Here is a 12943-nt window from a genome sequence, read left to right on the forward strand (position 1 = left end):
GCAGCCGGGAGATTCTGACTGCGTGATCGATTGCCATTGCCCGAGAGTATCGCGCAGGCCGCGTCAGCGGCACCTATTCTCACCTTATGGAATCCGTCGACGTCGTCATCCGCACTGTCGACGCCGAGAATGTCGTCAATTTTGAGAAGTTGGCGTCTACCTGGGTTCGATCGACGGCCCTGCGCGACGGACGTATATTTCCGACTTCCGTGTCCTCGGCGGTGGACGGTATCCGGCGGCGGTGCGAACTGGACGGTGCCCGTGTACTCGTGGCCGAGTGTGCCGGAGACAGTGTCGGTTTCGTACTGTGTGCAGCTCGAAGCGATCACTTGGAAGTGTTCTATCTTGCCGTCGATCCGGAGATGTGGGGCAGGGGTATTGCTACAGGCCTGTTGCACGCAGACGACGGACTTGCCAATTCCCTCGGTTGCGAGACGTGCGAGCTGTGGCTGATCGACGACAACGAACGCGCCATCGGCGTGTACGAAGGCGCAGGATGGCGCAAAACGGACCTGACCCAGGTCGACGCGGCATCGGGTCGGGTCGAGCGGAGGCTGCGGCGTAACACCTCGCGCTGAGAGTCACCGTCCGACAGCGGGTCGATCACTGATAGGCGGTCCAGACTCACGATCGGGTGTCCCCGCGGCGGTCGAATCCGTGCTGCCACTCCTCCAGCCACGGTATGACTGCGATCAGATTCTGGGTGGTCATCGAAGCGGTAGCAGCCTCTCGCGCGGCTGGGCTCGCGTTCAGGGCGAGCGCCGCGGGAAGAGCCTCGAACAACGGAACATCCGACCGGCTGTCACCGATCGCACAGCACTGCTGCAGTGAGATGCGTCGCTCGGCCGCGAGAGCGAGCGCACGATCGCGTTTGTCGTATTCGTCGAAGTGTTGGGCCACAGTCCCGTCGTAGACGGTTTCGACGCTGCCGACTTGCGGTCCGCCCGTGGTGGTGAAGCCGTACCGTCGTGCGAGCGAACTACTTACGGGTTGCCACGCCAGCGAGGCAAGGGCCGGCTCGATCCGGTGGTCATGGCACCAGGACATCACCTCTTCGATGCCGTCGATCAGCGGGAGGTCATCGAGCCACCCGTCGACCGTCCTGGTGTTCATGCCACGCCACCCTGCGGCGTCGATGACACTCACCTCTTCGTTGGTCAGCTCACCGACGGCGTGCCGCTGCTCTGCACGATCGAGTTCTCGCTGATGGCCGAGGCGTGACGCGAGAAAACTACTGCTGGACATCGCTGGGACGAGCGTCCCGTCGATGTCGAAGAACACGATCCCGCGTGTCGTCATCAGCGGAGCATAGCCAGGCCGGGGTGGTGCAGTGATCGATCGAGACATCGCGAACGCGGCACCTGACTTTCGTGCGCGTTGCGGTGTCCGACAAAAACAGTAAAGACTGAAGCGATCATGACGAACGATGACTTTCGAGCGAATCCACGCACCGCGAGGGCGAGGCGGACGGCACCGCTGGAAGCGGCGGTCGAGCTGACTGCCAGTGGCGTGCCTGTCTCCGAGCGGGACTTCTTCATCGAAGAGTTCCGCGGGGTCACCATCGTGGTCGCGCTACCCGTAGTGAGCGCCAATGGCCTGGACGCCGTCAGCCGCACGGTAGGTCAGTTCGGTGCGGGGGACACGCGGTTCATCTTCGTCGTGCCGTCCGAATACGTTCCGGAAACCACCCTTGCGGTCGGTGGACTGACTATGGACGGTTCGACGGCGTGGACCGGCGAGGCGGTTGCTCGTCTGTGGCTAGCCATCGCGGACTCGGAATGCGTCGTGATCGGAACCGATGCCTCCGGCGTCGCACGCACCGCCGGGTCGGTAGCGGCAAGCGTTCGAGCGTCCAAGATGGTGCTCACCGATCCGGGCGGCGGCTGGGGGACTCCGACTCGTAGCTTCGCGGATATCGACGTGCACCGTGAGCGGCTCTCCCGTCATCTGACAACACGCGGCCTGGACGAATTTCCGCACGCGGCGCAGGTAGCTCTCGCGGGTGGCGCATACAGCGTGAACCTTTGCCGCGCAGAGGATCTCGAATTCGAGCTGTTCACCTTCGATGGTCGCGGTACCGTACTGACCCAGGGGAGATACCTTCACCTGGCCTCGCTTCAAGTGGACGATTTTCCGGCAATCGAGGCGCTGGTCGCTCAGGGAGTTCGAGAAGGCGTTCTGAAGCGGCGCAGCCGAATCGAGATCGCGAGGATGGCTGCCGGTGGTCTCGGCGCTCGGGTCCTACGCACCGGACACCTGGCCGGCATCGTCGGACTCGAGGTCGACCGATATGCCGGCACGGGATTCGGCGAGGTCTCGGGCTTGATCACGGTCGCGGAGTTTTCAGGCCTCGGAGCTGGTGGCCTGCTGATCGACGGATTGTTGGATCTCTGTCGCGAGCGGGAGATCGCGAACCTGTTTGCGGTAACCGTCAGCGGCGAAGCTGCAAATTTCTTCGTGCGACGGGGATTCGCGGAGGTATCGCGCCAGGATGTGCCTGCTGCGAAATGGAATTACTACGATGCCGATCGGCTGGAGTCCGCTCGGTGCTTCCTGCGGTCTGTCCCGGCTACACCGGTGAGCATCTACAAGAGCACGTGAAGGCATTTGTCGGCCGAGGACATCAGTGTGCCCACTCGGTGTTGACCCTCCCCCTGGGGGAAGCTCCATCGTGATGCCATGACCACAGAATGGGACAGCCTCCCGGATAACGTACAGCGCTTCATGACAGCACTCGACGCCCGTCACGGTGCTCGAGCCCTGACCGTGTTCACCGTCGATGCCGTGGTGACGGATGAGGGCCGTGACCACTCGGGCCGCGACGAGATCGAGGCCTGGCTGACCGCTTCGGTCAGTGAGAGCGAGTACACATACACAACACAGTTCACCGGAGCGACCATGACCGGGACGACTGTCGACCTCACACAGCACCTGGAAGGCAATTTCCCTGGGGGAGTTGCAGATCTGCACTACCGCTTCACTCTGGATGGCGCTCTGATCGACCGGTTGGTGATCGAGCCATGACCAGACGATGGTTCATCACCGGCGGTACACCCGTCGGCTCCGAAATGGCGTGCGCCGAGCAGCGCTGGAGGCGGGGACCGTGTGGTCCTCACTGCCCAGGACCGGCCGCAACGCTGGTTGATCCTGGGCAACAGCGCCGTGATCGACGCGCTGGAGAAGAACCTGGGTGACATTCGATCGAATGAAACGCTGTGTCGTAGGTTAGATTTCGCCAACCGAGATGCTGCCACTCCGCGGAAACCGACACCGGAACTCAGGAACACCTACTGGTGCCCGGCGAGAGTATCGAGCGACCGCGATCGTTGCTGCAGCAACTCCGGGTAGATCCCATCGCGTTCTGCCCACCGCAGTCGTTCGGCAGCTTCGACGATGACCTCGTTCGGCTGTGGGTTCTCTGCGAAGATTGCCATGACTTCGTCCAGGAAATCGTGCAGTGGCAATGCAGCCGGGTTCAGCTTCTCCTGTCCCGCGTTCGCGACTGCGGGTGGGATGAGTTCGGTGACTCGAATGCCGGTGCCGTTCAGGTGTGCTCGTAAAGATTCGGTGTACGAATGAACGCCTGCTTTGGACGCCCCGTAGGTCGGCATCAGCGGGAACGGGAGGAAACCAATTCCTGAGGAGACGGTGACGATGTCACCGTCGGCGCGAGACATCAGGTGGGGGGAGAAAGGCATCGACCACTCGAATGGTGCCCAGCAGATTGATTCGAATCGTGGTCTCCGCGTCTGCCAGGTGTGCCGGATCTCGGATGTCTTCGGGGATCATCACTCCTGCCATCGTCACGACGACGTCGAGGTCGGGGTGTTCCGACAGCACACGATCGCGGGCCTGCAGAATCGAATCCGGTTCGGCTACATCGATTGTGACGGTTTCGAGATCGTCGATGTGCTCCGTGTGACGTCCGCCGACCACGACGGTGCTACCCGCCGATGCGAAGCGTCGTGCCAGTCCGAGCCCGATGCCGGATGTTCCTCCGACGATGAGAACGGTGCGGTTCGCGGTATCCACCAGTGCCCTACTTCCCTCTAGACGGATCAGTACTCGTCCAGAATCCGGCCATCCGCCGTCGCAACACGATGCCCCGCCCATCCAGGGAGTGACAGGACCCCGTCTCGGCCCATTCGGGGTGTCTACTGTGGCCGTATGAGCACTGCCGAGGGCTCCAGTGGGTTGGGCGACTACCTTCGAGCGCGTCGAGCGCTGGTCACGCCGGAGCAAGCCGGGTTTCCTGGTGGTGCCCGTCGACGAGTTCCGGGTCTTCGTCGCGAGGAGGTCGCGATGCTGGCCGGCATAAGTTCCGATTACTACCTGCGCCTCGAACACGGTCGCGATGCCAATCCGTCGCCTCAGGTGTTGACCGCCCTTGCCCGGGTGTTGCTCCTCGACGAGGTGGAGGAGAACTATCTGCTGGAGTTCGTGAAGCCGCGGTCACGGAGATTGCGGCGCAAACGTCCCGAGCGGGTGCCGGCCCGACTGCACCAATTGCTGGCCGCCATCGACGTACCGGCGTTCATCGAAGCGCGAACGTACGACGTGCTCGCAGCCAACGCTCTGGCGTCGGCCTTCTCACCCAGATTGCGGCCGGGGGAGAACCGCCTACGTTCCCTGATTCTCGACCCGGAGGAACGCAGCTTCCATCGCGACTGGGAGGCAGCGACCGCGTCGTTCGTAGGGTCGTTCCGCAACTCGATCGGCGACGCGTCCGACGACGCTCGCGTCGTGGAGTTGGTCGGCGAGCTGTCGGTCGCCAGTGGCCGTTTCCGCGAGTTGTGGGCGCGACACGACGTCCGTGAACTGACGGGTGGATCTCTCGTCGTCGATCACCCCGTTGTCGGCGAGATGCGACTGCACAGGGACAAATTGCCGGTCGAAGGCCTCGTTCTCGTGCTGTACTACGCTGACCATGGCAGCAGCAGCCACGACAAATTATGCACCCTGGCGCACCTCACTGCAGCACCGTGACGACATTCGCAGCCGAGGGAGTGGTCCTCATCGGCTCGGTTCGTCGAGTTCCGAATCGGTGCTTTGTAGTCCGAACCTATTGTCCGAAAACATGGTTCGTCCGCTACCGCGGTGGTATCAGTTGACTATGCGCAAGCTGGTCATCACACAGAACATCACCGTCGATGGTGTCATCGAAGCGACCGCACTCGTATCGGTTGCGAGAGAGCATATTCGAGACATTGCAGGCTCGGCGATCGGTGCCGAAGACCGTTGGTGCGATGGTGCTGCGTGTGCGGGGGAGAAGCATGTGATCTTCCGTCATGCGCAGACCGGGGGGATCACATAGCCGCCTGGCTTTCGATAACGCCGAGCGCGGGTAACCACCCTGCCTGATTCAACTTGCGCACTCCACGTGACATCGAAGCTCTCGGCGTCGACGATCGGCGTGGATCGCTGCGATAACCAGAGCGACTGCTGCGGCGGCAACGCAGAGCCAACTGAGCCAGAGCAGACCGCCTATGGAGTTGGTCACGCCCGCGCTCCCGAATATGAGCGCGCAGGCAACAAGACGGTTGACGTGACATGCTGCCGGCTGCCGGACGACGCTCGCGACGAGAACGATCCCGATGACGCCGAGGCCACAGCCAACGATGATGTCGAGATGCGGCCGGCTGCTTCGAGTTGTCAGGAAGATCAGTTCGTCGGGGTTGGCGATCTGAAAAAGGGTCACTGCTACGCCCGTCGCGACGGCGATCCCACAAACCGTGCACGCATTACGAATCGCGTTCCTGCTTCGCAGCCACACGGCCACGGCGGCAAAGGGCAGTACCCATACGGCCAACGTCAGGTGAACTGGCCACAGCTCGGCCGGTGCGACCGAGGTCGTCCGCTCGTACACACTTCGGTCCGGAAGAATCCATACCCCGATCAGCGTCAGCCAGGCGGCAGGGAAGGTCCATGCGACGGCGGCCACCCAAGACAGTGCTCTTCGTTTGCCGACGATCGCCGCGACCGCCGACATTCCGACCCAGATCGCGATGTAGAACGCGATCACCGCTTGTGCTGCATCCACTCGGTCTCCACAACCCTCGCCACGCGGTCATTTTGTTCTGCAGCGGAACATATCCGAAGAGCGCGCCGAATCGGTCTCCGGCGGGATCCAGATGTCCGTCGAACGGGCATGAGCCGTTGCATGTAGGTCAGAGCGATGGGATGGTTCGTCGCGGTTCACTCTGCAGGAGAGGGTGCCCGGGCGTGCTAGTTGACATAATGTTGATTATCGGCAAAACGGCTACCTGCAGTTCAGTGGACCCAGGCGGTTTTGGTCGACATCAACCAATCCGACGTGCCTCGTCGTTGTATAGCTGATTCGTTGCGACGCACGCTCGGCGGTGCCGGAATGGTCGACACGAACCCGTCCCGTCGCCGGTGAACCTCCGGCGCAGACGATGCCTGGCCTGTCTGTCCGATGCAACAGGTCGGTGCGCGTCGGTTCGGGCGGTCCACCCCACTTTCCTCTCCCCTTGATTCGTTCCGTTTCGTCACTGTGACGAACTGGTACAGGCGCTCGGCATCTCGATATTCACCGTGCCGTCGGTCGAATGTGCTGGCTACCGCACACGAATTCTGGTTAGCATTCGGCGATGGACGCCTTTCCTGCACCATCCCGTCGTCGACGTTCGAACCGCCGAGTTGCCATCGTCCTGATTGCTCTCTGTGCGTCGTTCGGTCTCGTGGCCTGCTCCGGCGACGCGTCCGGCGGAGATGCCGCGTTCGAGGGTCTGAACTCCGGTCAGCGTGTCTACGACAGAACCGGTAACTCGCTCGATCCGTCGCAAACCGCCGACATCGAACGCCGGCTGGAGACGTTGAAATCCGACACCGGAGCGGACGTGATCGCGTACGTGCGTGAACTCGACGCGGACTCCGATGACACGCTGGATCAGGTCGAAGACCTGCAGCAGAGATGGGTGTCCGCGACAGGCGTCGACCAGGACACCGCGGGCGCGATTCTGATCAACCGGGAGCCGGGCAAGGTCGACGAGGCTCGCGCGGGCATCTTCCTCGGCACCACATACGACGACGGCAACGTTCCGCGGGACGAACAAGAGGCCATCATCGAGGACGCACTGATTCCGCCGCTGCGAGACGGTGACGTCGCAGGCAGCCTGACCGCAGGAATCGACCGCCTGGAGTCCGACATCCGTAACGGTCCACCTGTCACGGCACTGGACCGGTTCGCCGACGGTCCCGGCTCCACATGGCTGCCGTGGGCCGGTTCCGTGATCGCGATTCTCGGGTTGCTCGTGGTGGGAACGGTGTTTCGAGGCCGCGCGAAACCGACTGTCTCTCGGCAATCTCCGACCACGGTTCGCCCGGACCAGGCCACCGATGCAGCAGTCGCGACCGCCCTCGTACACCGCAGCGCGCAGCCCAGCGGTGTACCCGGGACGATACTGGCGCTTGCCGCCGCCGACGCGCTCGCCTTCGAGCAGGACAAGAAACCCGGAAAGTTCGACAAGGGCACCGTCAGTGTCAGGCTTGTCGACCGCACACGTGCGCGCGGAGAGGTTCAACAGGCGGTCTGGTCGATGCTTGCCGAACATGCCGAGGACGATGTCGTACGCGGCGACGAGCTGAAGAAGATTGCTCGAGGCCCCGGCGCAACGAAAGAAGTTGTGGACAGAGCTCTTCGCGCCGGCGAATTCGTTGCCGACGGCACAGGCCGACGCCGGGCAGCCTTGGGAGGGCTCGGCGTACTCGGCGGCGCATTGACAATCGGCGGAATCGCTGTCGCGACGTCGGGTGCCCCGACGATGTGGCTCGCGGTAGCGCTGTCGGCCCTGCTGTTCGTCGCGGGTCTGGCGGCGGCGATCGCGTACTCACGGTTCTCGGTCGCGGGCCGCGACGCCGCTCGCCCCTGGGAGGCGTACCGGGACGGATTGAAGCAGGCCGCAAAGGACAACGACGAATCGGTCGACCTGAACGCAGCTCTGCCCGACATCGTTGCACTCGGCTTGGCCTCGTTCTTTCGGAAACAACTCGAGGCCGCAACCGACCCCGGCAGTGAGACGCCGCTACGAGCCTTCACATCACCCGAGAGTGCCCACTATGCGACGGGCGACCCGGTGGTCCTCCCCTGGGCTGCGTTCTCCGGGGTGTTCGTCTCCAGTGGTAGTGGATCCGTTGCTTCCGGTGGCGGTGCAGGTGGAGGAGGCGGAGCGGCCGGCAGTACCTGATCGATGGCTGGATACCCCAACTCGATCGAATCGGACACGGTTCAGCACGCCCTGAACGAGGAAGCGAACATCGGCAATGTCCGATCCTGCTACCCTTGCCCGGTTACGGTGCTAGGAGGCGCACAATCTCCAACCAGGGGTTCTCATGATCGCTGTACGCGCACTGTTTGCCGAGTTTCATCCGTCCGAATCTCGACGGGACAATCCGGTCGTGCTCGACCTCGACGGGGGCCGAGTCAAAATTACGCAATTCTTCATCGGCCTGGCCACTGTCGTTATCGGACTGATCGGGCTCCTCAGTGCGCCCACCGAGGAATACGACGGCATCGGCGTGGTTGTCGTGGTGCTCGTCAGCCTCACGACGCTTCCCGTGTCACTCCGATGGTTCCTCGGTGGCTGGCCCTCCTCGAAGTTGCTCGTGGCGTACGTAATTTACGCCGACGTGTCCATAGGTGCTTGCCTGCTGCTCAAACAGGATCTGCTCACCGCAATCGGCGGCACCGTGCTGTTCGCAGTGGTCACCACGTTCGCTGTCATAGCCGTGCGACCACTTGTCTACTGGGTGCACATGGCTGCGACCGTTGCCGTTCTCGTGATCGTTTCCGTCAGAGCAGCCCTGAACGAGGCCGCCAGTATGTGGGTCGTGGCGGCTCACGCTCTCACCATGCTGCTCATGTTCGCGGCACCGATGGTGCTGGTCATCTACGTCAGTGAATTACGTTCGCGCGCAAAACAATCGCTGGTCGATCCGCTCACCGGCCTGTGCAATCGTCGCGGTCTCTTCGCTGCCGTCGACATCGTGCTCCTCGATGCGCACAAAGATCGTTCCGTCGAGATGAGTGCTGTGGTGCTCGACGTCGACGGAATGAAACATCTCAACGACACCTTCGGTCACCACACCGGCGACGCTGTTCTGGTGGATCTGGCGCAACATCTGCGCACGGTCACCGCTGACAAGTGGGTGGTTGCCCGACTCGGCGGCGACGAGTTCGCCTGTGTCTGCGTCGCGGAACCGGGGACCACGGAGCCTGGTGTCGAGGCCCTGGTGGCTGCGTTGTCCGACACACGAATGTTGTCGGGGCTGTCGGTCAGCGTGGGCTCGGCGACCACCGAGACCCACTCGGAAGGGTCGGAGCAGGCCGTGTTGGGCCTGCTCCGAACCGCCGACGGGGCGATGTACCGCGCGAAGAGCGCCAGGAAACAGATCGATCACCGCGGCTCTGCGCCGGGCTGACGACTCCCCCACATCCGTAACGGCGCAGGCACACAACCGAGTTCGCCGGTAGCCGTATTGGGCGGACGCCTGGAGCACTCGCCGCGCCGATCATCCGCTGCTGTCCGGCGTGCGCGGCTCGACGGTCTCGGAGTCGACGTGATCACCGTTGTATTCGGGGGCCGAATGCCCCACTTGGTCGGCCAGTTCCAACCCGGCACCGGCATAGACGTTGAATGCGATATCCACACCGTGTTCCTTGGCCCACTGAACCTCGTCGTCGTAGCGGGCGACGGCGGCGACGGTTCCGCTGAAACCGGATTCGCGGAGACATGCGAGTGCTGTGACGTTGGCTCCATGACGTGGCATCGCCAGTACGGCGATTCGCACGGACTCCGAGCGCCGAAGTTGATTCCAGAAATCGAGATCGGTGGCGTCGCCTTCCAGCACCCGCAGGCCCTGTTCGGCGAGTCGGCGAATCCGAGGACCGTCGTAGTCGACTCCCACCACGCTGAGCCGGTAGTGCTCGGTGAGCCGCTGATACGCCGCGAACCCCACGCGTCCCATTCCGATCACGACCACCTCGGCGTCGCCCGCATCCCCCGAACGTTCCTCCGGGTGCAGACTCCGATCGTCCTGATCGGGTAGTCGAGCCGCGATCTTCTCCACCATCAGGTGCCCTCGACCGTTCACGAGCGCCGACACCACGAAGCTCAACGCCACGGCGATCGACATCTCGACCAGCCAGGCCGGGGCCAACAGCCCGGTCGTCACTCCGACCGACACGACGATCAGACCGAATTCGGAGTAGTTCATCAGGCTCAATCCCGCAAGCAGGGCGGTTCGATACCGGAGCTTCATCAGGGCGAACAGGGCCAGGTACAGCACCGATTTGAGCGGCAACAGAAGCACCATGAGCAGGGCGACACCGAGACTGGGAACATCGGGTAGCCCGGACAGGCCGATGGACACGAAGAAGCCCACGAGCAGCAGTTCCTTGATATGAAACAGCGATCGGGACAGCTCGGAGGAGGCCGGATGCGAAGCCAGGAGGACGCCGATGATCAACGCGCCCAGGTCTCCCTTGAGTCCCAGGGCGGAGAACAGGGCATAGCCCGGCACCAGGGCCATCACTATGCCGAAGAGCGACTGCATCTCGCCGTGGCCCAAACCGCTCCACACTCGGCGCAATAGTCGAGTCAGCGGCCACAGGAGAACAAGCGTCACCGCCCACGGACTGGGAAGGGTGCCGCTGGTGACGGTGAGGAACACCACGGCAACGATGTCCTGCATCACGAGTACACCGATCGCCACGCGGCCGTAGAGTGCGTGCGATTCGCCTCGTTCTTCGAGCACTTTGACGACGAATACGGTGCTCGAGAACGACATTGCGAAGGCGAGCAACGCTATCGTCGTGGTGCTCTGCCCGAACAGCATGGCCATCCCGGCGACGGCTGCGAGCCACAGGACGGTGGTTCCGAGTACGACGCTGACAACCAGATGTATCGACGTCGTCAGCCACACCTCACGGCGCAGCAGAATGCGTACGTCCAGCTTGAGACCGATGGCGAACAGCAGCAATGTGACGCCTAGATCTGCCATCAGTTCCAGTTGGGGCATCTCACCGACGTCGAGGGCGTTGATGACGAAACCGGCTGCCAGGAAGCCGACGAGCGGAGGTAGACGAGCAGCCATGGCGAGTCCGCCCAGACCGAAGGCGATGACGAGGTAGATCGCAGCAACTGTCATGCACGGTCTCTCTGCTGGTGGGTCGCAACCGAATCTCCAACGGATCGACGACATCGGCACATACAGTCGGAGTGTGCCCAGTATCGCGGCATTCCTGGCATTTCACAGCGCGTGACGTTCGGACGGCAACGGCGACCGACGAAGACGTGACTTCGCCGATCAAGGTGGTCGAGACCGAATGCTTCGTCTCTACCGGTAGCTACGTCTCACAGCTCGAACTCGGCCGGATCGATTCCTACGGCAAAGCACGCATTGCGGACGGCAGCCTTCTCGTGGTCGTCGAAATGGCCGTCGGCGCCGCCGATGATGATGCCGATCTGGATGACGGCACGCGCCTGGTCGGGCTTGGACTTCAGCTTGCCGATCGTGGCAGTTGCTTCGACCTTCCCGAAGTCGAAGTCACCCTGCAGCTTGTCGCAGTACCAGTCGAACTTCTGACGAAGCTCATCCGACTCGAACACCCGCAGAGCCTCGTTGCCGGCGATCAGCGCTGCCGTCTTCTGGCGCTCGGCAGGGTCGATGGTGCCGTCCGCTGCCGCGATCAGCGCACACATGGCCATGCTGCCGTTGGCGAATTCCTTGTTCTTGAACTGGCTGGTCTTGGTCTGCAGCTGCCCGTTCAGTTCCTGTGCCTTGGACTTGAGTTGATCCCAGAACGCCATGGAGCTCCTCTTCGTGTTCGGTATCCGCGCACACGCGCGAACCCCGTCCATTGTCCACGGCACCGTCGAGGAAACCGGGCCCGTCGTTCAGCGCAGTCGCTCCGCATCGCGGGCCTTGGTCAACAATTCGGCACACAGGCGCTGCAATTCCACCGAGTCCGCACCTTCTGTGACCGCTGTACCGACGTCCTCGGCTGCGCAGCGGACCTCGAACGCTCGATCGGCCGCCGCCGACACCTCGTCGGCCGTCAGGATTACTGCGTCGTCGGGAATCGAGGTCCCTTTGATCGCACTGCGCTGCTCGTAGGCACGTTGGCGACAGGATTGACGGCAATACCGTCGCTTACGTCCGGTCCCGGAGTCTGCGACGGGGCGTCCGCACCATGCGCACGTGTGGTCACGGCGTGTTTTGACGGACATGGTCGTTCAGCCTACTGCGGCCGGAAGGTAAGATGCATTCACCAGCTGCGACGATGGCATCGCACCGGGGCGCACCGGCCCGGGAACGAACCGACACGCGGCGACGTTGTAGATCAGTGGGTAGACGGTGTAGCTCGGTGTCGACGGATGACACCGACGCGCGTACCTACTATCGATGGAGAGGACTTCACCATGGCAGATCGTGTACTTCGAGGTAGCCGACTGGGAGCCGTGAGCTACGAGACCGATCGTGATCACGACCTGGCCCCTCGTCGTGTGGCGCGCTACCGGTGCGACAACGGCGAGGAGTTCGACGTCCCCTTTGCCGACGACGCAGAAATTCCCGGTACCTGGGCCTGCCGAAACGGTCTCGAAGGATCGTTGATCGAGGGAACGGCGCCGGAGGCCAAGAAGGTCAAGCCGCCGCGCACCCACTGGGACATGTTGCTCGAACGACGTTCGGTCGACGAACTCGAGGAACTTCTGAAAGAACGCTTGGACCTGTTGAAGGTCAAGCGCCGCGGAGCGTAGACAGTTATCGACTGCACCGCTGGATCGAAAGAAATCCGGCGGTGCAGTTTTTTGTCTTCATACGAACTCAGCGTTTGTTTCGAACGGCGTGCGATGTGTTCAACGTCGCCTTGCGGCCGTTTTCGATCCATTTGAGTGGCGGTAAAACCGACCGAGGTGCC

Annotated in this window: 14 protein-coding genes; 7 read left to right on the forward strand and 7 right to left on the reverse strand. The window is 62.7% G+C overall.

Annotation, left to right across the window (positions count from 1 at the left end; genetic code table 11):
* Positions 1-86 precede the first annotated feature (86 nt).
* Positions 87-578, forward strand: a complete 492-nt coding sequence (locus ACFI9K_RS17800) for a GNAT family N-acetyltransferase (RefSeq protein ID WP_462664724.1) — start codon at positions 87-89, stop codon at positions 576-578.
* Between the two features lie 46 nt (positions 579-624).
* Here ACFI9K_RS17800 and ACFI9K_RS17805 read toward each other — a convergent pair whose 3' ends face one another.
* Complete coding sequence (locus tag ACFI9K_RS17805; protein ID WP_462664725.1) at positions 625-1299, reverse strand: HAD family hydrolase; 675 nt, start codon at positions 1297-1299, stop codon at positions 625-627.
* A gap of 117 nt (positions 1300-1416) precedes the next feature.
* Here ACFI9K_RS17805 and ACFI9K_RS17810 point away from each other — a divergent pair, with 117 nt between their 5' ends.
* Positions 1417-2601: a GNAT family N-acetyltransferase gene (locus ACFI9K_RS17810; RefSeq protein ID WP_462664726.1), complete on the forward strand. Its 1185-nt coding sequence runs from the start codon at positions 1417-1419 to the stop codon at positions 2599-2601.
* A 78-nt stretch (positions 2602-2679) separates the two neighbouring features.
* Positions 2680-3024: a nuclear transport factor 2 family protein gene (locus tag ACFI9K_RS17815; RefSeq protein WP_462664727.1), complete on the forward strand. Its 345-nt coding sequence runs from the start codon at positions 2680-2682 to the stop codon at positions 3022-3024.
* A gap of 263 nt (positions 3025-3287) precedes the next feature.
* Here the strand turns inward: ACFI9K_RS17815 and ACFI9K_RS17820 are convergent, their stop codons facing one another.
* Both ACFI9K_RS17820 and ACFI9K_RS17825 read right to left on the reverse strand, forming a co-directional pair.
* On the reverse strand, positions 3288-3698 hold the full coding sequence (locus tag ACFI9K_RS17820; RefSeq protein ID WP_462664728.1) for an SDR family NAD(P)-dependent oxidoreductase: 411 nt from the start codon (positions 3696-3698) through the stop codon (positions 3288-3290).
* Complete coding sequence (locus ACFI9K_RS17825) at positions 3658-4032, reverse strand: SDR family NAD(P)-dependent oxidoreductase (protein ID WP_462664729.1); 375 nt, start codon at positions 4030-4032, stop codon at positions 3658-3660. The genes ACFI9K_RS17820 and ACFI9K_RS17825 overlap by 41 nt, the downstream gene beginning before the upstream one ends.
* 135 nt (positions 4033-4167) lie before the next feature.
* Between ACFI9K_RS17825 and ACFI9K_RS17830 the strand changes: the two genes are divergently transcribed.
* Positions 4168-4986 carry a helix-turn-helix domain-containing protein gene (locus ACFI9K_RS17830; protein ID WP_462664730.1) on the forward strand — a complete coding sequence of 273 codons (819 nt, stop codon included), beginning with the start codon at positions 4168-4170 and terminating at the stop codon, positions 4984-4986.
* Between the two features lie 376 nt (positions 4987-5362).
* Here ACFI9K_RS17830 and ACFI9K_RS17835 read toward each other — a convergent pair whose 3' ends face one another.
* Positions 5363-6040, reverse strand: coding sequence for a hypothetical protein (locus ACFI9K_RS17835; protein ID WP_462664731.1), 678 nt, complete (start codon positions 6038-6040; stop codon positions 5363-5365).
* Between the two features lie 571 nt (positions 6041-6611).
* Between ACFI9K_RS17835 and ACFI9K_RS17840 the strand changes: the two genes are divergently transcribed.
* Together ACFI9K_RS17840 and ACFI9K_RS17845 are read left to right on the forward strand one after the other, a co-directional pair.
* Positions 6612-8207: a DUF2207 family protein gene (locus ACFI9K_RS17840; RefSeq protein ID WP_462664732.1), complete on the forward strand. Its 1596-nt coding sequence runs from the start codon at positions 6612-6614 to the stop codon at positions 8205-8207.
* A 145-nt stretch (positions 8208-8352) separates the two neighbouring features.
* Complete coding sequence (locus ACFI9K_RS17845) at positions 8353-9441, forward strand: GGDEF domain-containing protein (RefSeq protein WP_462664733.1); 1089 nt, start codon at positions 8353-8355, stop codon at positions 9439-9441.
* A gap of 90 nt (positions 9442-9531) precedes the next feature.
* On the opposite strand, the gene ACFI9K_RS17850 is transcribed toward ACFI9K_RS17845, so the two are convergent.
* The 3 genes from ACFI9K_RS17850 to ACFI9K_RS17860 all read right to left on the reverse strand — a co-directional run bounded on the left by ACFI9K_RS17850 (position 9532) and on the right by ACFI9K_RS17860 (position 12251).
* Positions 9532-11169 carry a cation:proton antiporter domain-containing protein gene (locus ACFI9K_RS17850; RefSeq protein ID WP_462664734.1) on the reverse strand — a complete coding sequence of 546 codons (1638 nt, stop codon included), beginning with the start codon at positions 11167-11169 and terminating at the stop codon, positions 9532-9534.
* A gap of 206 nt (positions 11170-11375) precedes the next feature.
* Positions 11376-11831 carry a tellurite resistance TerB family protein gene (locus tag ACFI9K_RS17855; RefSeq protein WP_027497122.1) on the reverse strand — a complete coding sequence of 152 codons (456 nt, stop codon included), beginning with the start codon at positions 11829-11831 and terminating at the stop codon, positions 11376-11378.
* An 87-nt stretch (positions 11832-11918) separates the two neighbouring features.
* Positions 11919-12251: a hypothetical protein gene (locus ACFI9K_RS17860; protein ID WP_462664735.1), complete on the reverse strand. Its 333-nt coding sequence runs from the start codon at positions 12249-12251 to the stop codon at positions 11919-11921.
* Positions 12252-12443: 192 nt separating this feature from the next.
* Here ACFI9K_RS17860 and ACFI9K_RS17865 point away from each other — a divergent pair, with 192 nt between their 5' ends.
* Positions 12444-12782 (forward strand): RNA polymerase-binding protein RbpA, encoded by a 339-nt coding sequence (locus tag ACFI9K_RS17865; protein ID WP_027497120.1) that lies wholly within the window; start codon positions 12444-12446, stop codon positions 12780-12782.
* Positions 12783-12943 lie beyond the last annotated feature (161 nt).

The organism is Rhodococcus sp. PSi06, assembly GCF_054960675.1.